Source organism: Micromonospora sp. NPDC050276, assembly GCF_044459545.1.
Classification (GTDB): Bacteria; Actinomycetota; Actinomycetes; order Mycobacteriales; family Micromonosporaceae; genus Micromonospora.
On the sequence record NZ_JBITJA010000005.1, the window covers coordinates 55,645 to 76,911 of the forward strand.

17 protein-coding genes are annotated in these 21,267 nt (G+C 73.2%); 6 read left to right on the forward strand and 11 right to left on the reverse strand.

The window, feature by feature from the left end; genetic code table 11:
* Nucleotides 1-11: 11 nt before the first annotated feature.
* The 4 genes from ACIBF8_RS11655 to ACIBF8_RS11670 all read right to left on the reverse strand — a co-directional run bounded on the left by ACIBF8_RS11655 (nt 12) and on the right by ACIBF8_RS11670 (nt 4,453).
* On the reverse strand, nt 12-896 hold the full coding sequence (locus ACIBF8_RS11655) for an acyl-CoA thioesterase (RefSeq protein WP_396782561.1): 885 nt from the start codon (nt 894-896) through the stop codon (nt 12-14).
* A complete protein-coding gene (gene pyk, locus ACIBF8_RS11660) occupies nt 893-2,341 on the reverse strand; it encodes a pyruvate kinase (RefSeq protein WP_363615329.1) in 1,449 nt (482 codons plus the stop codon). The genes ACIBF8_RS11655 and pyk overlap by 4 nt, the downstream gene beginning before the upstream one ends.
* 234 nt (nt 2,342-2,575) lie before the next feature.
* A complete protein-coding gene (locus ACIBF8_RS11665; RefSeq protein ID WP_396782563.1) occupies nt 2,576-3,958 on the reverse strand; it encodes an FAD-binding oxidoreductase in 1,383 nt (460 codons plus the stop codon).
* 132 nt (nt 3,959-4,090) lie between these two features.
* Complete coding sequence (locus tag ACIBF8_RS11670) at nt 4,091-4,453, reverse strand: YciI family protein (protein ID WP_396782564.1); 363 nt, start codon at nt 4,451-4,453, stop codon at nt 4,091-4,093.
* Between the two features lie 242 nt (nt 4,454-4,695).
* Here ACIBF8_RS11670 and ACIBF8_RS11675 point away from each other — a divergent pair, with 242 nt between their 5' ends.
* Entirely contained in the window at nt 4,696-5,568 is an 873-nt protein-coding gene (locus tag ACIBF8_RS11675; protein ID WP_396782566.1) for an aldo/keto reductase, read from the forward strand.
* 179 nt (nt 5,569-5,747) lie between these two features.
* On the opposite strand, the gene ACIBF8_RS11680 is transcribed toward ACIBF8_RS11675, so the two are convergent.
* A complete protein-coding gene (locus ACIBF8_RS11680) occupies nt 5,748-6,539 on the reverse strand; it encodes an esterase/lipase family protein (protein WP_396782567.1) in 792 nt (263 codons plus the stop codon).
* Between the two features lie 205 nt (nt 6,540-6,744).
* Here ACIBF8_RS11680 and ACIBF8_RS11685 point away from each other — a divergent pair, with 205 nt between their 5' ends.
* Complete coding sequence (locus ACIBF8_RS11685) at nt 6,745-8,103, forward strand: pentapeptide repeat-containing protein (protein WP_396782568.1); 1,359 nt, start codon at nt 6,745-6,747, stop codon at nt 8,101-8,103.
* Between the two features lie 21 nt (nt 8,104-8,124).
* Here ACIBF8_RS11685 and ACIBF8_RS11690 read toward each other — a convergent pair whose 3' ends face one another.
* The gene (locus ACIBF8_RS11690) at nt 8,125-8,706 is read right to left on the reverse strand and encodes a TetR/AcrR family transcriptional regulator (protein WP_396782569.1); all 582 of its coding nucleotides are present in this window, start codon (nt 8,704-8,706) and stop codon (nt 8,125-8,127) included.
* Nucleotides 8,707-8,924: 218 nt separating this feature from the next.
* On the opposite strand from ACIBF8_RS11690, the gene ACIBF8_RS11695 reads away from it, so the two are divergent.
* The 4 genes from ACIBF8_RS11695 (at nt 8,925) to ACIBF8_RS11710 (ending at nt 12,468) form a co-directional block, all read left to right on the forward strand.
* A complete protein-coding gene (locus ACIBF8_RS11695; RefSeq protein WP_396782571.1) occupies nt 8,925-10,391 on the forward strand; it encodes an MFS transporter in 1,467 nt (488 codons plus the stop codon).
* Between the two features lie 101 nt (nt 10,392-10,492).
* A complete protein-coding gene (locus ACIBF8_RS11700; protein ID WP_396782573.1) occupies nt 10,493-11,479 on the forward strand; it encodes an SEC-C metal-binding domain-containing protein in 987 nt (328 codons plus the stop codon).
* Nucleotides 11,480-11,545: 66 nt separating this feature from the next.
* Nucleotides 11,546-11,989, forward strand: a complete 444-nt coding sequence (locus ACIBF8_RS11705; protein ID WP_396782574.1) for a nitroreductase family deazaflavin-dependent oxidoreductase — start codon at nt 11,546-11,548, stop codon at nt 11,987-11,989.
* Between the two features lie 68 nt (nt 11,990-12,057).
* Nucleotides 12,058-12,468 carry a hypothetical protein gene (locus ACIBF8_RS11710; protein WP_396782575.1) on the forward strand — a complete coding sequence of 137 codons (411 nt, stop codon included), beginning with the start codon at nt 12,058-12,060 and terminating at the stop codon, nt 12,466-12,468.
* A 171-nt stretch (nt 12,469-12,639) separates the two neighbouring features.
* Here ACIBF8_RS11710 and ACIBF8_RS11715 read toward each other — a convergent pair whose 3' ends face one another.
* The 5 genes from ACIBF8_RS11715 to ACIBF8_RS11735 form a co-directional block, all read right to left on the reverse strand.
* On the reverse strand, nt 12,640-12,957 hold the full coding sequence (locus ACIBF8_RS11715) for a DUF6244 family protein (protein WP_396782576.1): 318 nt from the start codon (nt 12,955-12,957) through the stop codon (nt 12,640-12,642).
* Between the two features lie 196 nt (nt 12,958-13,153).
* The gene (locus ACIBF8_RS11720; RefSeq protein ID WP_396782577.1) at nt 13,154-13,951 is read right to left on the reverse strand and encodes a hypothetical protein; all 798 of its coding nucleotides are present in this window, start codon (nt 13,949-13,951) and stop codon (nt 13,154-13,156) included.
* Between the two features lie 2 nt (nt 13,952-13,953).
* Nucleotides 13,954-16,509 (reverse strand): FtsK/SpoIIIE domain-containing protein, encoded by a 2,556-nt coding sequence (locus ACIBF8_RS11725; RefSeq protein ID WP_396782578.1) that lies wholly within the window; start codon nt 16,507-16,509, stop codon nt 13,954-13,956.
* Between the two features lie 98 nt (nt 16,510-16,607).
* A complete protein-coding gene (locus tag ACIBF8_RS11730; RefSeq protein ID WP_396782579.1) occupies nt 16,608-19,061 on the reverse strand; it encodes a hypothetical protein in 2,454 nt (817 codons plus the stop codon).
* Nucleotides 19,062-19,755: 694 nt separating this feature from the next.
* Entirely contained in the window at nt 19,756-21,144 is a 1,389-nt protein-coding gene (locus tag ACIBF8_RS11735; RefSeq protein ID WP_396782581.1) for an MFS transporter, read from the reverse strand.
* Nucleotides 21,145-21,267: the final 123 nt, after the last annotated feature.

A 21,267-nucleotide genomic window follows, 5' to 3' on the forward strand; every position in this document is an offset into this window, starting at 1 on the left:
GAGCGACAACGTCAGGCGCCGACGCGGCGCAGCAGACCCTCCTGGACGGCGCTGGCGATCTGCCGACCGTCCGTGGTGAACATCCGGCCGGTGGCGAGCCCACGCGCGCCGGACGCCGACGGGCTCAGGCAGTCGTAGAGGAACCACTCGTCGGCCCGGAACGGTCGGTGGAACCACAGGGCGTGGTCCAGGCTCGCACCGACCAGCCCACCCGGCCCCCACACCTCGCCGTGCGCGGAGAGCACCGAGTCCAGCAGGGTGAGGTCCGAGGCGTAGGTGAGCGCGCAGGCGTGCAGCAGCGGATCGTCGGGCAGTTTGCCGTCGATGCGCATCCAGACGCGCTGGTGCGGGTCGGCGGGCCGGTCGCCGGGGCGGACCCAGCCGGGCTCGCCCACGTAGCGCACGTCGATGGGCCGCGGGATCTGGCCCCAGATGCCCAGCCGCTCCGGGTAGCGGGACAGCCGGTCGGTCATCGTCGGCACGTCCTGCGGCGGGGGTACGTCCAGCGGGGTCGGGGCCTGGTGGTCCAGCCCCTCCTCGGCCCGCTGGAACGACGCCGACATGAAGAAGATCGGCTTGTCGTGCTGGAGGGCGACCGAGCGGCGGACCGAGAAGGACCGGCCGTCGCGGATGTTCTCCACCTGGTAGGCGATCGGTTCGACCGGGTCGCCGGGGCGGACGAAGTAGCCGTGCAGCGAGTGCACGAACCGCTCCGGGTCGACCGTGCGGCCGGCGGCGACCAGGGCCTGGCCGGCGACCTGGCCGCCGTACACCCGTTGCGGACCGACCGGGGGGCTCATCCCCCGGAAGGTCATCTCCCCGGTCGGGTCGAGGTCCAGCACTTCCAGCAGCTGGTCTACTGCCGCCTCGCCGACCGCGACCCGACCGTCGCTCACTGCAGCGCCCGCGCCGACGCGGCGTCGACCAACGAGCCGAGCTGGTGTACGCGCAGCGTGTTGGTCGAGCCGGGGGTGCCGGGCGGGCTGCCCGCCACGATCACCACGTAGTCACCGGGGTTGGCCCGGTCGAGGCCGAGCAGTGCCTGGTCGACCTGGCGGAACATGTCGTCGGTGTGTTGCACGAACGGCATCAGGAAGGTCTCCACGCCCCAGGTGAGGGCGAGCTGGTCGCGCACCTCGGGGACCGGCGTGAAGGCCAGCAGCGGCAGGTCGCAGTGCAGGCGGGACAGCCGTCGCACGGTGTCACCGGTCTGCGAGAAGGCGACGAGCGCCTTGGCGTTGATGGCCCGGGCGATCGACGAGGCGGCGACGGTGAGGGCGCCACCGTGGGTACGCGGGTCGTGCTGCAGCCGCGGCACGCCGATCGAACCCGCCTCGGTGGTCGTCACGATCTTGGCCATGGTGCTGACGGTGAGCACCGGATACTTGCCGACGCTGGTCTCGCCGGAGAGCATCACCGCGTCCGCGCCGTCGAGCACCGCGTTGGCGACGTCGGACGCCTCAGCCCGGGTGGGGCGGGAATTCTCGATCATGGAGTCGAGCATCTGGGTGGCCACGATGACCGGCTTGGCGTTCTCCCGGCACAGCTGCACGGCACGCTTCTGCACCAGCGGGACCTCGTCCAGCGGCATCTCGACGCCGAGGTCACCACGGGCGACCATGACGCCGTCGAAGGCCAGCACGATGGCCTCCAGGTGCTCCACCGCCTCCGGCTTCTCGACCTTGGCCAGCACCGGCCGGAACACGCCCTCCTCGGCCATGATGCCGTGCACGAGCTTGATGTCCTCGGCCGAGCGGACGAAGGAGAGCGCCACCAGGTCGACGCCCAGCCCGAGGGAGAAGCGCAGGTCCTCGGCGTCCTTGTCCGACATGGCGGGCACGCTGACCGCGACGTTGGGCAGCGACACGCCCTTGTTGTTGGAGACCGGGCCGCCCTCGGTGACGAGGCAGCGGATGTCGTTGCCGGTGACGTCGGTGACCTCGACGGCGACCCGACCGTCGTCGATCAGCAGTCGGTCACCGGGCTTCACCTCCTGCGGCAGCTTGCGGTAGGTGCAGGAGACCCGCTCCTTGCTGCCCACGATGTCGTCGCCGGTGATCACGACCGAGTCACCGGTACGCCACTCGTGGGGGCCGTCGGCGAACCGACCAAGCCGGATCTTGGGGCCCTGCAGGTCGGCGAGGACGGCGACGGGCTTACCTGCTGCCTCGGACGCCTCCCGGACCAGTCGGTAGACCGCCTCGTGGTCGGCGTGGCTGCCGTGGCTGAAGTTGAGCCTCGCCACGTTCATGCCGGCCTCGACGAGACCCCGGATGCGCTCCGGGGACGAGGTGGCGGGACCAAGAGTGCAGACGATCTTCGCGCGGCGTGTCACGCCCATCAGGCTAGTCTCTCCTTCAGGTCGGACTCGGGGCCGACCCCTTGCAGGCAGCGGAACAGGTGTCCAACGACGCGCGGCGCGCGTCGGGCCGGCGGGTAAAACCGCACCGGGAACGTTGTGGCGACGGGCATCAGCGACCGCGCGCCGGGAATCGTACGCCTCCGGTGGCGTGCGCTGTCGGGGTGCTCCCGGCGGTAGCTCACCGCGGGTGTCCCGCGGGCGGCAGGCGGCGGCTCATTCCGGGTGCCCCGAGGGCGGCAGGGTGGGCACCGCGTGGAGCAGGTCGCGGGGGTCGTAGCGGCGCTTGGCCTGCCGCAGCCGCGCCCAGTTCGCGCCGTAGGCGAGCCGGACCCGGTCGGTCTCCTCCGGGGCGAGCAGGTTGGGGTAACCACCCGGCAGGGCGTGCGGGGCGAGCGCCGCCGAGGTCCGCTCGGCCCACTCCCGGTGCGGGCCGGCCGGATCACCGGGCGGCCACACCGCGATGATCTCGGTCAACAGGTGGTCGGTGCGGAGCCCGAACGCCGTCTCGGCGGGTCCGACCCGGGTGGCCGCGCCGTGGAAGTGGTGGATGGCCAGCGCGGTGAACGGTGAGCTGACCTGCCGCGCCGCCTCGACGATCGGGGCCACCGCGCGGTCGTTGAGCGCGGGCAACCATCGGGTACGCAGCAGATAGTGGTTGCCGTCGACCATCCCGCCGTCGAACATGCGCAGCGCGTCCGCGTACGGCATCGGGCCGATCTGGTCGACCAGCGGGGTGCCCAGCGCGCGCAGCCGATCCATCCACGGCAACCCGGCGTCCAGGTCGGGGCCGCTGTAGAACGGGCAGACGAAGATCACCGGCTCGCCGGCCGGGCCGGGCAGGAAGCCGGCCATCACGGTCAGCTCGTCCGGGGCCTCGGCGACGAGCGCACCGTAGCCGAGCAGCACGGCCGGCGCCTCGGCCAGTGCGAACATGATCATGCCGGCCAGCACGCCGGCCAGCCGGTGCGCGCGGAAGCGCAGCTCGGTGACGATCCCGAGGTTCCCACCGCCGCCGCGCAGCGCCCAGTACAGCTCGGCGTCGTGCCGGGGGTCGGCGGTGACCCGGCGGCCGTCGGCGAGAACCACCTCCGCGCCGAGCAGGCTGTCCAGGGACAGGCCGAACCGTCCGCACAGCGGGCCGTACCCGCCGGCGAGGGTGAGCCCGGCCATGCCCACACCGCCGACGGTGCCGGTGGGCACCACCAGGTCGTACGGGCGGGCGGCGGCGAGCAGTTCGGCCGCCGTGGTGCCACCGCCGATGGTCACCGTGGCCGCGTCCGGGTCGACCCGGACGGCGCGCAGCCCGGTCAGGTCGAGCACCAGAGCGCCGTCGCGCAGCGCCCGACCGGCCCAGTCGTGCCCCCCGGAGCGGACCGAGACGGGCAGGTGACACCGGGCGGCGACGCGAACCGCCTCGGCCACCTCGCCGGCGTCGCGGCACTGGGCGACCAGCGCGGGCGTGCGGGCCACCGCACCGTTCCAGAGCCGGGTGGTGGTGGTGAAACCGGGATCGCCCGGCTCGTACAGCCGGTCGCCGAGCAGGGCGCGCAGTCGGGTGGCGGCCGACGCGGCATCGGGGGTGGCGGCGGAGATCATGGCGACTCCTCGACCGGGGCCGACCCACGACACCGGGTACGCCCCGGCGGCAGCCCGCGCTGGGCGCGACCGTAGCACCGGCGGGCGGTCGAGCGCCGTCATCATCACGACAGCCACCGCTGGACGGGCCGCTCAGCTGCCCGCTTTGACCAGGGGGAACTCCAGGGAACCGGCCGGGCAGAGAAAGGTCAGCACGTCGATGCGGTAGAGCCCGGCCTGCACCGCCGGGTCCGCCTCCAGCACGCTGCGGACGTCCTCGACGCTGCCGGTACGGGCCAGTCCGAAGCCGATCGGCGGCTCCGGCTCGCGCGCCGGCCCGTCCACCGAGCCGGCGACCAGGATGATGCCGCGTCGCTGCAACGCCTGCATGTGCTCGGCGTGCTCCGCCTGCAACCGCTGCACGGTCTCGGCGGGCAGGGCCCGCCCGGCCGCGCCGGGATAGATCACGATGCACTCGTACGTGTCGAGCGCGAAGTTGACCTGCGGCACTCCCATGGGTGCTCCCTCCGCCGTCGCGCCGGAACGCACCGGCTCCGGCCAGCGTCGCACGGCACGCGGGTCGTACCGGGTGCTTCCCGGCAACTCGCCTCGGCGCGCCCGACGGCGTGTCCGCGCCCACAGTCGGCCGTCCGGCGGCATGCCGGTCCGGTTCCGGGGGATGATCTATCGGTGGCGGGTGGGCGTTTCACGCCCGCGCTGTACACGCCCGCCAGGACAAGACGATTGGGGATCGGGCAATGGCGACAAATATCAGTGAGCAGCCCGCGAAGGCGTCCGGCACGTACCGGATCGGTGGCGACGTCACCGTCAACCGGCTCGGCTACGGGGCGATGCAGCTCACCGGCCCGGGTGTCTGGGGTGACCCGAAGGACCCGGCCGAGGCGGTACGCGTGCTGCGCCGCGCGATCGAACTGGGCGTGACGTTCATCGACACCGCCGACTCGTACGGGCCGTTCGTCTCGGAGTTGCTGATCCGGGAAGCCCTGCACCCGTACGCCGATGACCTGGTCATCGCGACCAAGGCCGGGCTGAGCCGCTCCGGCCCCGGCGACTGGCGTGCGCTGGGCCGCCCGGAGTATCTGCGCCAGCAGTGTGAGCTCAGCCTGCGCCACCTCGGCCTGGACAGCATCCCGCTGTACCAGCTGCACCGGATCGACCCGCAGGTGCCGCTCGCCGATCAGCTCGGTGAGCTGGCCCTGCTGCGGGAGGAGGGCAAGATCCGGCACATCGGACTGTCCGAGGTGAGCGTCGCGCAGATCGAGGAGTCCCGGGCGATCACCGACATCGTGTCGGTGCAGAACCTCTACAACCTGGCCAACCGCAGCGCCGAGGACGTGCTGGAGTACTGCGAGCGCAACGACCTCGCGTTCATCCCGTGGTTCCCGATCGCGACCGGTGAGCTGGCCCGCCCGGGCGGCCCACTGGACGCCATCTCCGCCGCGCACGGCGCGTCGCCCGCGCAGCTCGCGCTGGCCTGGCTGCTGCGCCGCTCGCCGGTGATGCTGCCGATCCCCGGCACGTCCTCGGTGGCACATCTGGAGGAGAACGTGGGCGCGGCCGACGTGCGGCTCACCGACGACGAGTTCGAGGCGCTCGCCAAGGCGAGCTGACCCGGAGGTCCGGACGCCGCCGGTTCAGCCGGCGGCGTCTGTCGGGAATGGACAGCCGGAGCAGGTTATCGAGGACGTCTGATGTCTGCCATACCGTTTCGCGGGATCGTCGCGCAACCGACACTCACCGTCGCCGGCCCGGCGAGGCGGTGCCCGGCGGGACCACCTCGCCGTGCCGGTCAGAGCGCGAGGCAGTTGGGTCGCACCGGGCCGTCGACCAGGGCGCCACGCACGATGGTGTACGCCGTACCGTCGAGCACCAGGCCGAGGTGCCCCACCACCCGCAGCGGGCAGTACGCCTGGATCAGCACGTTCGTCGCGCCGTCGTTCACGGCGGCGTTCCCGGTCGGTCGGACCAACTCGTCCTGCAGGGTGCGGATGGTGGTGTAGCGCACCGCGCCCGGGGTGTCGTCGCCGGCGTTGAGGTCGGCGAGGAACGCCGAACCGATGGTCATCTGCTGGCAGGCCACGACGCCCGCACAACTGCCCAGGCCCAGGAACGCCACGATGTTGGCGACGTACGTGCCGTACTGGGGTGTGCCCAGGCTGACGTACCGGCCGACGGCGCCGGTGCCACCGAGCCGCTTGACGTAGTACCTGCTGACCAGGCCCCCTTCGGAGTGGGCGACGACGTCCACCGTCGCCGCGCCGGTGCTGGCGCGTACCTGGTTGACGTAGCCGGCGAACGCGCGGGCCGAGGTGGGGATGTCACCGAGGCCCAGGCCGGGCAGCTGGTAGATGAAGGTGCGGTAGCCGTCGGCGCGCAGCCGGGCGGCGATCGGCTCGTACGCGACGGCGACGCCGCTGAGCCCGCCGACCACGATGACGGGGTTGGCCGCGGCGGCGGCGAAGGCCGCGGGGGTGGCGGTCGCCGGGGCGGGATCGGCGGGGGCTGCGGTCGCCGTGGCGGCGGACGCGAGCAGGGCGGCGGTGGCGAGGGCCAGGACGAGGGCGGTCTTTCGGAGCAGCATCGCTGCACCTCCGGGGGGAGGCACCCGGCGAACCGGGCAGGTGGGTGGGGGTGTCCGGTCGACCGTGCGACGATGATGCCCGCAACAATTCGGAAACGTCAATGACTTGTTACGCGCCGGTAACCCGTTGTTCCGGCGGGGGCGCAAACCGGCATACCGCCACGCTCCATATCGGACGCCGACCGGTGACTGGCATGCTGTGGCCGTGGCTGTCGACGAACCCAGCGAGCGCGAGCTGCGGGTCATGCCGTGGTGGTTGGTCCTCATCGGCTTGCTGGCCGCCATCGCCCTCGGTTGGCTGGTGCTGGATCTGCTGCTCACCGAGGCCGACCGCGCGAGCCAACCGGACACCCGCGCCACCCTGCGCATCGATGCGATCCGCACCGGCCTGACCGTCGTCGCCGGCACCGGCGGCGGGCTCGCGCTGCTGCTGGCCGCCCGTCGTCAGTGGATCGCCGAACGCGCGCAGCGGCACCAGGAGGCGGTCGCCGCGCGGGACCAGGCGCACCGCGACCGGGTGCAGGCGCACGCCGAGGCGGTGGCCGAGGCCGCGCAGCGCCACCAGGATCGGCAGTCCGGCGCCGTTGAGCACGACGCGGCGGAGCGTCGACTGACCGAGCTCTACACCCGGGCGGTCGAGCTGCTCGGCAACGACAGCGCGGCGGTACGCCTCGGCGGCCTGCACGCCCTGGAGCGCCTCGGCCAGGACAACCCGGGGCAGCGCCCGACGATCGCGGCGGTGCTCTGCGCGTACCTGCGGATGCCGGCACCCACCGGCGAGCCGCGCGAGACGGAGGTTCGGCGCACCGCGCAGCGCGTGCTCACCCGGCACCTGCGCGCGGACGACCCGGCCCACTGGCCGGAGCTGACCCTCGATCTGACCGGCGCCACGCTGATCGACTTCGACGCCGCCGGCTGCACGCTCGTCGACGCGACCTTCACCGAGGCGGTGTTCGTCGGCACGACCACCTTCGCGGGCGCGACGGCACGGGGGCGTCTCCGGCTCGGCGCGGCGGCCTTCGGCGACGTGGTCTTCGACGATTTCACCGCCGAGGCGGAGGTCGTCCTGGACGGCGCCCGCTTCGAGGGCCAGGCCAGCTTCGACGGAGCCGGGTTCGCCGGCGGCCTGTCCTGCCGGCGGTCGCGCTTCACCGGTCCGACGTCATTTCGCCGGGCGGTCTTCGACCAGCCGACCAGCTTCGACGCGACCCACTTCGGTGACGGGGCCCGGTTCCGGGAAGCCATCTTCCGCAGCGGCCTGTCGATGGAGCACACCGATTTCGCCGGGTACGCCGGGTTCCGCTCGGTCCGCTTCGCGGACATGGCGCTCTTCCGATGGACCGCGTTCGCCGCCGACGCGTGCTTCGAGCAGACCCGCTTCGAGGGCGCGGCAAACTTCGGCCGGGCCCGGTTCCAGGGTGCGGTCAGGTTCGACGGTGCCGAGTTCAGCCAGCCGCCGCAGGTCGACCAGGCGCGGGCGGCGGCCGGCGACGGGCACGCCTGGCCGGCGGGCACGACGGTGGAACGCCTCGACGACGAGTGGCTGGTGCTGGTCGACCGCTGAGGGCCCGCGGGTGAGCGGCCGTCAGCGCGGCGCGGCCGGTGGACGAAGGCCGTCCAGGGCCACGCCCAGCACCCGGTCGCGCTGCTCGGGTGACGGGAACTGGGCCATGGTGAGGCCGCTGATCAGCCGCACCACGTCGTCGAAGCCGATGTCGTCACGGACCGCACCGGCGGCCTGGGCACGACGCATCAGCGGCTCACCGGCGGAGAAGATCTCCGCCCGGCAACTGGTGAAGATCTCGGAGTCGTGCAGCAACTGCTCGGCGAGCGCCCGCTTGGTGGCGACGTACGCGACGAAGCGGTGCAGCCAGGCGACGAGCGCGTCCCAGGGTGGCAGCTCGGCCAGATCCTCCGCGGAGTGGCACAGCGCCCGGACCTCCTCGACGTAGACGGCCTCGAAAAGATGCCGGCGACTCGGGAAGTTGCGGTAGAGCGTGCCGATGCCCACCCCGGCCCGCCGGGCCACGTCCTCCAGCGAGGCAGCGGCCCCGTTCTCGGCGAACGCCTCGCGCGCCGCCGTGATCAGGGCGTCGTAGTTACGCCGCGCGTCGGCCCGCTTGGGCCGCTGGGCGAAGACCTCGGGCGCCTGCCCTGCGCTGGTCATGACGTGCGTCACCTCACCCTGGTTGCATCCGGAGGGAACCCTCCGCTAGCTTAGTGGAGGCACCCCTCCGGAATCCCGGAGGCCTGCCTCCGGTTAGCTTACCTCGGGACCCGCCCGATCGCCGCCTGGCCACCCCGATCGCCCGGACCCGACAAACCACCCGTCACGGATGACGGGCGACAAGCCTCTTCCCGTACGTAATCAGGGAGTTCTCTCTCGTGGCAGTGACCTCCCGACGCGGCTCGCGTCGGCTCACCTTCACCGTGCTCGCGGCCGGTGCCGGGTTCTTCGCGATGCTTCAGTCGCTGATCACCCCGGTGCTGCCGACCATCCAGCAGGACCTGCACACCTCCCAGAACACCGTGACCTGGGTCCTGACCGCCTATCTGCTCAGCGCGTCGATCTTCACGCCGATCCTCGGGCGGGTCGGCGACATGGTCGGCAAGGAGCGGATGCTGGTCGTCTCGCTCGCCGCCCTCGCACTCGGCTGCCTGCTGGCCGCCATCGCGCCGAACATCGGCGTGCTCATCCTCGCCCGGGTCGTCCAGGGCATCGGCGGCGCGGTCTTCCCGCTGTCGTTCGGCATCATCCGCGACGAGTTCCCGGCCGCGCGGGTCTCCACCGCCGTGGCCGCCATCTCGGCGATCGTCGCGGTCGGCGGCGGCCTGGGCATCGTGCTGGCCGGCCCGATCGTCAGCACGCTGGACTACCGCTGGCTGTTCTGGATCCCGATGGTCGTGGTCGGGCTGACCGCCGTGGCCGCTCACCTGTTCATCCCCGAGTCGCCGGTCCGTACCCCCGGACGCATCGACTGGCGTGCCACCCTGCTGCTCTCCGGCTGGCTGGTCGCGCTGCTGCTGCCGATCAGCCAGGGCGCGGCCTGGGGCTGGACCTCCGGCCGGGTGCTCGGTCTGCTGGCGCTCGCCGTGGTGCTGCTGGTCGGCTGGCTGGTCGCCGAACTGCGGTCCAGCAACCCACTGATCGACATGCGGATGATGCGCCTGCCCGGCGTCTGGACCACCAACCTGGTCGCCCTGCTCTACGGCGCGTCCATGTTCTCCGTGTACGCGTTCCTCCCCCAGTTCGTGCAGACCCCGACCGCCGCCGGTTACGGCTTCGGGGCGAGCATCAGCCAGGCCGGTCTGCTCATGCTGCCGATGCTGGTCGCGATGTTCGTCGCCGGCCTCGTCGCCGGGCGACTCCAGGCCGTCTTCAGCGCCAAGGCGCAGCTCGCCACCGGTGCCGCGTTCAACGTGGCCGCCTCCGCGATGCTCGCCGCCGCGCACGACACCCGCTGGGAGGTCGCCATCGCCGGTGGCCTGGTCGGCCTCGGCATCGGCCTGGCCTTCGCGTCGATGGCCAACCTGATCGTGGCCAGCGTGCCGGCCAGCCAGACCGGCGTGGCGACCGGCATGAACGCCAACATCCGCACCATCGGCGGCGCGATCGGCGCGGCCGTGGTCAGCGGCGTGATCACCGCGCACCCGCAGGCCAACGGCCTGCCCCGGGAGGCCGGCTTCACGATGGGGTTTCTCGTCCTCACCGGGATCGCGCTGGCCGCCGCGCTCGCGGCCCTCGCCGTCCCGTCCGCCCGGCGGGCGTCGGCCGGTCGCCGGCCGTCCGCCGCGACGATCGTCGAGTCCGAGCTAGCCGGCGAGTTCGCCACCATGCCCGCGACCCGCTGACGCACGCTGGAGCCCGGGCGGTTCGCCGCCCGGGCTCCAGTGCGTTCCGGAGTACGCTGGCCACTTCCCCACCCACCCTCCGTCGTCTTCAGGATGCCTTCATGTCCGAGTTGCTGACCGCCGACCGCATCGACGAGATCGGCGCCTTGGGCCCCGCCAGCCCGAATCCGGCCGCGCTGGTCGCCGAACTGGTGGGGGCCGTCGACGAGGGGCGGGTCGCGGACCCCGACGACACCGGGTACGCCCTGCTGGTCGCCGCGGACATCCTGGAGCAGGCCGGCGACCTGGCCGACGCGCTCGCCCTGGCCACCCGCGCCATCGCCGAACAGCCCGACGACAACGCGTACGCCCGAGCGGTGCGCGGCGGCCTGCTGCTGCGCCTCGACCGTTCCGACGAGGGCATGGCCGAGTTGACCGCCCTGCGTCCGCTGCTGGAGACCGACCCCGACGCCACGTACGTGGTCGATGAACTTGCCGAATCCGGCCACGCCGAGCTGGCACTGGAATGGCTCACCGGGGCGCTGGACGCGATCCTGGAACGGACCCGCACCCAGCAGCACGCGTCCGAGGACGCCCAGGACGAGGCCGCCGTCATGATCTACGGCCTGGCCCAACAACGGCACGACCTGCGCGAAGAGCAGGGTCTACCGCACGACGAATACGACAACCTCGCCGACCGGCTGCGCGCCGCGAGCACCCACGCGCTCGACGCCCTCGACGACGGCCCGGCGACGCTGCTGTTCTGGCCAAAGGGCGAGTTCGACGCGATGCTGGTGCGCTGGCCGGCGTTGGCCGACAGCTACCCGCCCGCCTGGGAGGAGCACCGCGCCAACCTCGAACGCGCGTTGGTCGAGGCCTCCGGGATGGGTGGCGCCGACCTGGGCCTGGTCACCGGCACCGTCGACGGTCTCGCGGCCTTCGCGCGGGACACGGGCAGCGACCCCACCGACGCAGAAACCCTCGACGAGTACGCCGACAGCCTCGACGAGGCCGGCGTGACCGCCTGGCCACCCGGCCGCAACGACACCTGCTGGTGCGGGTCCGGCACCAAGTACAAGAAGTGCTGCCTGCCGCGCTCGCGCGGCTGACCCTCCCCCGCCGCGTAGGATCGACACCCGGCTCGACCGTCCGGACTCGACGATGGAGGCGATGGCGTGACCACCCACGAGCAGCACGAAGCAGTCGAGGACAGCCCGGTCGGCTGGGTCGCCAGCCACATCCAGCGCTACGTACAAACCGACGGCGCCGACGGGGGCACCTTCCACGGCGTACCCTCGCTGCTGCTCACCACCCGCGGACGCCGATCGGGCAAGCTGCGCCGCACCGCCCTGATGTACGGGCGCGACGGCGACACCTACCTGTTGGTGGCCTCCAACGGTGGCGCGGCCACGCACCCCGCCTGGTACCTGAACCTGACCGCCGACCCAACCGTGGAGATCCAGGTCGGCGCGGAGCGCATCGCCGGCCGGGCCCGGACCGCGACCGGCGAGGAGCGCGTCCGGCTGTGGCCGGTGATGACGAAGGTCTTCCCGACGTACGCCCGCTACGCGAAGGAGACCGACCGCGAGATCCCGGTCGTCGTCATCGAACGCGATTGATATCTCTCACCGCCGGAGGGGGCTAGGGTGACCGTAGGTATGCACCCACTCCGGCAAGGAGCACCGTCGTGCGCCGCATCATCACCACCATCGCACTACTCGGGCTGTCGCTCTCCATCGTGCTGGCGCCGACCCCGGCGAGCGCGGCCAGCACCGTCGACGTCACGTCCGCGACCCTGGTCGCGCGCGGCGTCGCCGTGGACATCACCCTCACCGTGACCTGCCCGACCGGCCTGTCCGGCGCGACCGAACTGATCGTGCGGCAGCGGTCGGGCGACCGGGTCGCCTACGCCAGCGGCTGGGCGCCCCTCAACAGCTGCACGGGCGAGCCGCAGGCCGTGACCGGGCGAGCATGGGTCGAGGGCGGCGGGCTGGTGCTCCACAAGGGTGTGGCGCTGATCAGCGGAGGATTCGAACTCTGCAGCCAGGACGTCTGCGACTACCCGACCTTCGAACAGACGTTCCGCATCAGCCGCTAGCAGCGCGACCAGCCACCGCCGTACGCCGACGACGGGGTGATCGATGATCAGGTGATGAAAAGTAGGTGTCAGGGACGGTTCTGACCTACTTTTCATCACCTGATCACTGGCTCCGGGCCGAGGTCAGCGACGCCTCGGCAGACCGGTGGATTGCGCTGCCACCACCCGTGGTCAGTTTCCCAGCGCTCGAACCTTGGCAATTGTCTCCTGCACGTGCTGCTTGGCCGGGTCGCCACCCTGGGAAGCCTGCGCGAGCGCCTGACGGTACGAGTCGATCATGCCAACCAGTGGACCGGCGGCCACGCCCTCCAGCGCACCGGCCACGAGTGCCCGCGCCTCTGCTGCGTCCTGTGCTGCCGCTGCGGTCTTGGCCTTCGCCTCGTCCAGCTTCTGCGACGCCGCCGCCAACCTCGCGATGATCTGTGCTGCGCTCACGCGCACCTCCCCGTGATCGACCATCGCCTCCACCACCGCGCCGGCGGAGACCACCTGGGAGCGTACGAGATCCGCGCACCCAGCGCGACCGGCAGCTAGCTCCCGCGTCACCGCGCAGACGGCGGTCGCCCCAAGCGAGCGACTCTGCCGGAGTCTGTCCGCAAGACGTCGACTGGAATGGACGGCAACCTAGATCTTGGACAGTTCCCGTGACGAGCCAACGGAAGGCGGAAGATCGACACGAGGACCGTCAGCGCAGGCCGCGCACCAGCAGCAGGTAGGCGCAGTAGGCCATCGGCACCAGCAGGAAGCAGATCAGGAACCCGAGCGGCAGGTAACGCGGCGGCGTGCCGGCGACCATCACGGGTCTCCCCCACCGGCCCAACACCAGGTACCCACCGAAGAACGCCACCGCCGGCAGCCCCGCGCAGATCCACGCGCCAAGGGTGAAGCCGTCCACCAGACCGACCCCGGAGGCGAGCACCAGGATCAGCACGAGCACCCCGGCGGCGGCCCCGCACGCGGCGTAGACCGCGACCGCGCGGGCCAGCGGCGACCACGTCGGCAGCAGCGCCGGCCGCTGGGCCAGCAGCTCCGCCTGCTGTCCGTGCCGGTCGGCCTCGTCGGCCATCCGCCGGGCCAACTCCAGCTCCACCGCCGGGTCGGCCGCCGCCGCGCGCTGCGCCGGCACCCCGCCGCCCGCCGGGCTCACCGCCGTCGGCAGCGCCAGCCGCGCCTCCCCCGCCGGCAACTGGGGGTACGCCCCGACCCCCGCCTGCCCCGGCGCGCCGGCTGCGCCGGCGGGTTCGCCGTCCCCGGTTCCGGGCGCGGTGGGAGGAGGCGTGGGGGTGGCGGCTGGCTGGTCGATGCCGATGGCTCGGCCGAGCTGGTCGAGGCGCTGCCCCTGGGCGGCCAGTCGCTGCTGGAGGTAGTCGACGGCGGCGTGTAGGTCGCGGCGGCGCGCGGACTCGGCGGCGGCGCGCTGTTCCCCGGCGCGGCGCTGGTCGGAGAGTTGCCGGGCCAGCGCCGCGTACTCCTCGAAGGACACTGTCAGCGCTCCCCGTCCGGCTCGTGCCCGTCGCCGACGAACGGGACGATCAGCCGGCTGCGCTGGTCGTGCCGGTCGATCAGCAGCGCCCGGTCGGCGCGGGGCGTGTAGGTCAGGTCGTGCGCTCCGAGGTGCAGGGCAAGCTCGGCACCGGGCACGTTGAGCGCGACCAGGCAGGCGACGTCGTCGCGGTTCTGGGTGCCGCCGAGGTCGTCGGCGAGCCGGCGGAGCCCGCGCCACCAAGCGAGCAGGTGCACGCCCTGCCCGGGGCCCTGCCGCAGGACGGTGCGCAGGTCGTCCAGGCCGGAGCGGAACGTGCCGGGGTCGGCGGCCCCGAGGATCGGCGCGGCGGCGTCCATGCCGAACACCACCAGGTATTCGCGGCCGTTCGGCTCGGCGGCCAGCGCGGCGATCCGGTCGCGCAGCCCGGCCGCGTCGAGGCGCCGCACCGGGTGGCCGGCGGCCCGCAGCGTCGTCTCGGTGTCGTCGGCGACCGGGTCGGCGACGGTGACCAGGCAGGCCAGTTGGAAGACGGCGTCACCGGGGGTGTGCTGGCGGGCCAGGCTGAGCGTCGCGGCGCGCAGCACGTCCGCGCCGGTCGGTGCGGTGCCCACCACGGCGAGGTGCCGGCCGGGGGTGGTGTCCATCAGGAACAGGGCGGTGGTGCCGTGCACGTCGACGGTTCGGCCGACCAGGGCCATCGGGCGTCGACCGCCGGGGCGCAACCCGGCGAAGGTGGGGTCGTCCTCGATCCGGGCGGCTTCGTACCCCTTGAAGACCGCGGGTGCCCGCGAGCCCGACGGGCGGGCCTGCCACAGCTCGTGGCGTAACGCGGCGAGGTCCGCCGCGGCGGCGTGCGCGTCGGGGAAGCGCAGCACGGTGTCGGCGCCGACCGCGCCGGCGGCGGTGTTGACGACGGCGCAGCCGACCGGCAGGGCCGCCGCGGCGTCGTTGAGCTGATCGAGCACCCCGCCACCGCCGGGCAGCGCCACCCGCAACGCGAACTGCCCGAAGATCGCCTCGGCCCGTCCGTAGAGCGCTTCGATGCCGGTCATGCTCTGGCTGGCGAGCACCAGGTGGATGCCGTACGAGCGGCCCTTGCGGGCCAACTCCTCCAGTAGGTCGACGGACTCGCGGGCCAGCGTGTCGTTGCCGGCGAGCAGCACGTGGAACTCGTCGATGACCGTCACGATGCGCGGCAGCGGATTGTCCCGCGGCAGGTCGGCGAGCTTGGTGACGCCGTGCCGTTTGAGCGCGGTGGCCCGCCGCTGCGCCTCGCGGCGCAACTCACGCAGCACCGCGAGACCGTACTCGCGGTCGGACTCGATGCCGACGGCGCGGGCGTGCGGCAGCCAGGACGGGTCCCGGCCGGTGGGCACGAACTCGGTGAAGCTCACGCCCTCCTTGAAGTCGAGCAGGTAGAGCTGCAACTCGGCCGGCGAGTAGCGGGCGGCCAGCCCGTAGAGAACGTCGAGGAGGAAGACGGTCTTGCCGGCGCCGGTGCGCCCGCCGACCAGCCAGTGCGGGGTGGCGTCGTCGAAGGCGAGCGTCACCACGGAGTCGAGGGCGGAGGTCGACCCGACGCCGCCGGCCCGACCGATCACCGTGCGCAGACCGTTGCCGGCGGACTCGGCCCAGCGCCGCTCGGGCAGCAGGTCGGTGAAGGGCAGCGCGTCCGCGCGCCGGGTGACGGTGCCGAGATGCTCGGCGAGCGCGCGGACCGAGGCGGGCGGCGGGTCGCCGTCGAGCAGCACGGGTGCGGCGAGCCCGCTGCCGTCGGCGCTGAACGGGGTGCCGGGCGGGTCACCGACGTGCGCGTACCCCTGGTTGAGCCGCAGCGCGGTGGTGCCGCCCAGCGGCGGCGGGGTCTCGCCGGGCAGCCGGGACGGGTGGCCGGCGAGCAGCACGCACACGGCGGCGGCCGGGCCGGCGTGGGTGAGCGCGGCGAGCCGGGCCAGCTCACGCGGCGGCGGCGCGGCGGTGGCCACCACCACCAGCAGCCGTCGGGCGGCGGGCAGGGCCTGCTGCGCGGCGCGGGCGTGCTGTTCGGCGGCGTCCAGCAGCGCGGCCACCTCGGCCTCACCGGCGGCCGGCGGGTCGAGCACACCGGCGTCGAGCAGTGGGCGCAACGGGCCGAAGGTCGCGCCGAGCGCGGCGGTGTCGATGCCGGCGACGCGGACCTGACCGGGCGGCGCGGTGGCGACCAGCCGCAGCACCAGCGCCCGCAGCAGGCCGGCGACCTGCGGATCCCGGGCATCGGCGTCCAGGGCCAGGTGGTGGCCACCGCCGAGCGGGACCAGCACGGGGAAGCCACCGTCCGAGGTGGACGCCTCGCCGATCCGCACCGCGGCCGGCTCGTCGGTCAGCGGCGTGACGCCCGGAGCGGGGGTGGCCAGGGCGCCGCCCAGGCGGGCGAGGCGGGCCACCAGGTCGTCGCCGCCGACCGGCGCGGTGGCGGCCGGTGCCGCGCCCAGGACGCTGCGGGCAGTGTCCAGATGCGCCCGAGCCGCCCGGTGGGAGTTGACCGCCTGCCCGTACGCCGACGCGAGCCTGCCCACCCTCTGCCCCCAACGCCGACGGCCGCCTGGTCCCAGGAACCCTAACGGACACCGGTGGCGCCCGGACAGTCCTGCGAGGACGTGTCACGTCGGCCCGGTCAGGCGGGGCCGCACGCCGCCGGGCTGGACGCGTCGGCCACCCCGCAGCGGAACACCTCCACCGGTGCCCTCGCCACGTCGGGCACCTGCTCCACCCGCATCAGGGCCAGCCGCTTGTCGACCGGCTCCCCGGAGTCGGGCGTGAACCGAATCAGCCCGGCCACCCCCGGGTAGCCCTGACCGGCGTTCTGCCGCAGCACCTCCGCGTGCACGCCGACCGGGTTGACCGAATCCGGCTCCCAGCGTTGCCGTGGGTCGGCGTGGTGCAGTCGGGCGGCGAGGCTCTCCACCGCCCGGACCAGCATCATCGCGGCGTCGTAGGCGAGGCTGACCCGCTCGCCGACCTGCTCCTCGGAGCCCGGCCGGCAGCGCGGTGGGTCGAGCAGGTCGTCGGCCTGGATCCAGGACAGGAAGCTGGCCCGCGCGTCGTCGTCGCGCCGGTCCTGGGCGGCCCGCAGCGCCGCGCAGGTGGCCAGGGACGCCTTCGAGACGTACGTGACGGGCAGGTTGCCGGGCGCGGCGGCGCGCAGCCCCGGATTGGCCATGTACCGGTTGGCCGAATCGTCGGCGACGAGGTGTCGGGGCGGGTTGCCGCCGCACTCGCGCAGCGCCCGCAGGAAACCGTCGAACTCCGACCATCGACCCGCGTAGAAGAGCAGGCCGGGGTAGCCGCACTCGTCGGTCAGCCGCTGCCCGGTGCGCCACTCGTCGAGGCGGGTGATCCGGGTCCCGAACCGTTGTCGGAGCCCGTCGACGAGGGTGCCCACGTAGAGGTCCTCGGTGAGCGAGCTGCCCTCCAGGGTGGTGTAGAAGACGTGCGCCTCGTCGACCTTCAGCACCTGCTGGGCGTACGCGTCGACCAGCTTCACCTGATCCTTGTTCGCCGCGGAGATCTGCAGGTAGAGGCGGGAGTTGGCGTCCATCTTGTCGGCGGAGAGGGTGGGCGCCAGCACCGGCAGCCCGACCTGGTTCAGCTCACGCAGCGCGCGGGCGGTGCTGGTCCGGCTCTCCACCAGCCCGACCACCCCGAGCACCGTGGGGTCGTCGCGGGCCAGCTCGGCCAGCATCGCCACGGCCCGGTCGGCGTAGATCATCTGCCGGCCACCGTTGGCCACCACGATCCGCAGCAGCGCGGCGCCGTCGGCGCCCGCCGACTCCTTCAGCAACGCGTACTGGGCGGTGGCCATGCCTTCGAGCTCCTCCCGCTCGGAGACGTACGACTCCTCGTCCGCGCGGGTCCGGTTGCCGGTCAGCGTGCCCAGGTAGACCAGGGTGAGGAAGGGTCGACGTTTGTCGCTGCGTTGCCAGACCTCCTCGGCGGCGCGGTTCTGCGCGAAGATGCGTCGTTGGACGGTGCGCAGCCGGTCCTGGCCGGGGTCGTTGTTGAACACCTGGGCGGCACTGTCGCTGTAGCCGACACACTCGCCGCTGGCGGCCACCTCGACCGAGACCTGGCCGGTGAGCGAGGGGTGGCAGCCCGGCCCCCACCGACTGGCCACCCACACCCCGAGCGCCGCCACCAGCACCAGACACAGCGCCGCCGGCAGGAAGCGCCGCGACCACCACGGCGGGTCGGGCGCGGAGAACGGCCGCAGCCCGCCACGTGACGGTGGGCCGGTGTCGGTCTCGTCGGGGCGCAGCGCCACCAGCCAGGTGGCCGGGCGGCGCAGCCGTCGCATCTCCGGCAGTGCCTCGGCCCACTCGTCGTACGCCTCGTCGGCCTCGGTGAGCGGGTGCGGTTCGGGCAGGTCCGGTGGGGGTTGCCCGCCGGACGCGACGATGAGCAGCGGGTCGTTGCGGCCGGTCTCGGTGCGGACGTCGCCGATCAGGCGGACCAGCTCCCCGCCCACGTTGCCGGGCGCGACGTGATCGAGCAGCAGCGCCGGGTAGGCGGTGCGCCGCCAGTCCGACGGGCGCCACGGCCGACGCCGGTACGCCTGCCGCAGGTCCTCCAGGAACGCGTGCAGCAGCAGCTTGTTGACCTGGTCGGGTTGCTCCCCGTCACGCCAGCCCGCGGTGAGGCGCTCGGCGAAGCCGAGGAAGGTGACCGACTGCCGCGGCGCCAGGTACTGCTGGCGCATGAACCAGTTGTAGTGCCGGCCCAGCACCGGCACCCGGCCGGAGACGGCGGCCCGGAAGACCACCCCCGGCACGGCGCGGCGGACCAGCCAGAGCAGCACCTGCGAGACGATGCTGACCGCGTCGCCACCGGAGGGCAACGCCTCCGGCGTCTGCGGGCCCCGGCGGTCGCGCAGCCGGCGGACCAGGGCGGCGCGGCTGTCGTCGGCGTCGGTGCCGAAGCTCAGGCTCTGGTGCATCAGCCAGTCGGCGAGCGGATAGTGCCGAAAGCGCAGTCGGGCGGCGCCGAACGCCTCCAGGGAGAGCTGCCGGTGCAGCTCGCGCAGCAACGCCGGCACGTCCCCGGCACCGGGCGGTACGTCGGCGTCCAACACGGCGTGTGGGACCCGCCGCCGGGGCCCTGGCCGAGGAACCGGCGCAGCGGCACCATCAGATCCGCGGCCTCGGAGCGGACCAACCACAGCAGCGGCAGCCGGCGGTCGCCGCGGCGGGGTCGCCGTAGCAACCGGGCGACCAGCGTGAAGAACTCCAACCCGCCGGCCGGCAGTCGCTCCCGACCGCCGGACGACTGCCGCTGACCGATCAACTCCCGCTTGGGTACCTCGGACCGCCGCACGCGTCACCTCCGATCCACACAGTGTGACCTTGCGGTACAAGGTGCGCCAGAGGCCGATGGTCGACACCAGGTGTGGCGGGCCGTCGGAGGCACCCGTCGCTCACGCGGGTGCCTCCGGCCGCGAGGGTCAGCCGCCCGTGCGGTACGCGTCCTGTCGAGCTGCCCCACAGGTGGGACGACGATGACGGCACCTGGCGGCCCGCCGCACGCTCGACGCGAACGCCCACGGTCGTCGGCCCACATCTGGGGCAGCTCGACAGGCGCTGTTGGGGAATTACTCACCGATCCCGCCCGCCTACCGCTACCCACTCACGGAACCGCTGAGCCACCTGTCGCCTCGACCGCGCGGATGTGCCGGTAGGCGAACCAGAGCGGCGGGCACGCCCCGATGCGGGTCACGCAGCGGGTCACGCAGCGGCCCCCGCCTGGTCCCGCAGACGGTGACGGTTGTCTCAGCGGCGTGTGGCCTGTCCGGTGAGGGCCAACTCCCCCAGCCGGATCGGCTCCGCGGCGCGGCCGGCCGGCGCGATGACACAGACCGCCCCGGCGGGTCGGACCAGGCGTGCCGCCGTCCACGCCACTCGTCGTACCGGATGGCGAGGCCGCGGCACGACGAGCGCGAGGGCCGCCGCGCGGCCGTGCTGCCGGTCCAGGGCGACGGCCGCCGCGGCCGTGGCGATCGCCGCGGCGGTCCCGGCGAGGACGAGCGTCTGGCGTGGCCCGGCGTGTTCGGCGAGCCAGCCGAGCAGTGGGGCGCCGACCGCCGCGGAGACCGAGCCGGTGACCGCCAACGCGGCGAGCACCCGGCCCCGCATCGCGCCGTCGGTGTCGAGTTGGGCGCGGGTGCCGACGGTGGTGTCGATGACGACCGCGGCGGCGGCGATCGGCAGGATCACCGCGGCGAAGCTCCAGGTGCCCGGTGCGAGACCGGCGACGATCTGCAACCCGCTGGCCAACAGGCCCGCGACCACCAGCGTCCGGTACCCCAGCGAACGTCGACGGGCCGCGACGAGCGCACCCAGCACCGTCCCGACCGCGAACACGGTGGACAGGAGCCCGTACCCGGAGGCGCCGCTGTCCAGCGGTCCGTCGCTCATCGCGGCCATGGTCACCTGGTAGTTGCGGCCCAGGCTGCCGAGCACGAACGACAGGGCGAGCGCGAGGAGCAGCACCGGCTGCCCGCGCAGGTAGGCGAACCCGGCGCGGACACCGCCACGGGTCCGGCCGGCGTCCGGCACCGCGAGGCCGGGCGCGACTCCCGGGCGTACGGCGAACAGCGCCACCACCACGGCGGCGAAGCTGGCCGCGTTGATGCCGAACAGCAGGGCGGGGCCGACGGCGGCCACCACCACGGCACCGAGGCTCATGCCGAGGATGCGGCCGGCGGAGTTGCTGAGCGAGCCGAGTGCCAGGGCGTTGCCCAGCGTCTCCCGGTCGACGAGGCTGGCGGCCCAGCGCCCCATCACCGGGCCTTCGACGGCCGAGACGGCCCCGGTGGCCAGCGAGATCGCGAAGATCACCGGCAGGCCGCCGGCACCGGTCAGGGCGACCGCCGCCAGTGCGGCGGCGAGCGCCGCGTGGGCCACCTGGGCGGCGATCAGCAGCGGGCGGGCCGGCAGCCGGTCGGCCAGCACACCGCCCCAGACACTGAGCAGCAGGGTGGGCGCCGCCTGGAGCAGCACGGCGAAGCCCATGGACGTCGCCGAGCCGGTCTCCTTCAGGACGTACCAGTTGACTCCGAGAACCTGCATCCAGGTGCCGATGACGGAGACGAAGCCGGCCAGCGCCCAGATCCGGTAGTTGCGGTGGCGCAGTGCGGCGAAGGTGGCACCCGTGGCCACGACGAACCTCCAGCGATCGGCAGCATGATCATTCACGCCGATCGCGGGGCGGTTCGGCAGCCGACAAGTCTTGCCGCCTTAAACCTATTTGCCCACCTGTGTGAGCGGCTTCACCAGCGGGAA

Excerpts from the sequence above, each read along its gene's own strand:
- pyk (WP_363615329.1), bottom strand. The coding sequence starts at position 2,341 with ATGGGCGTGACACGCCGCGCGAAGATCGTCTGCACTCTTGGTCCCGCC.
- ACIBF8_RS11665 (WP_396782563.1), bottom strand. The coding sequence starts at position 3,958 with ATGATCTCCGCCGCCACCCCCGATGCCGCGTCGGCCGCCACCCGACTG.
- ACIBF8_RS11670 (WP_396782564.1), bottom strand. The coding sequence starts at position 4,453 with ATGGGAGTGCCGCAGGTCAACTTCGCGCTCGACACGTACGAGTGCATC.
- ACIBF8_RS11675 (WP_396782566.1), top strand. The coding sequence starts at position 4,696 with ATGGCGACAAATATCAGTGAGCAGCCCGCGAAGGCGTCCGGCACGTAC.
- ACIBF8_RS11680 (WP_396782567.1), bottom strand. The coding sequence starts at position 6,539 with ATGCTGCTCCGAAAGACCGCCCTCGTCCTGGCCCTCGCCACCGCCGCC.
- ACIBF8_RS11690 (WP_396782569.1), bottom strand. The coding sequence starts at position 8,706 with ATGACCAGCGCAGGGCAGGCGCCCGAGGTCTTCGCCCAGCGGCCCAAG.
- ACIBF8_RS11700 (WP_396782573.1), top strand. The coding sequence starts at position 10,493 with ATGTCCGAGTTGCTGACCGCCGACCGCATCGACGAGATCGGCGCCTTG.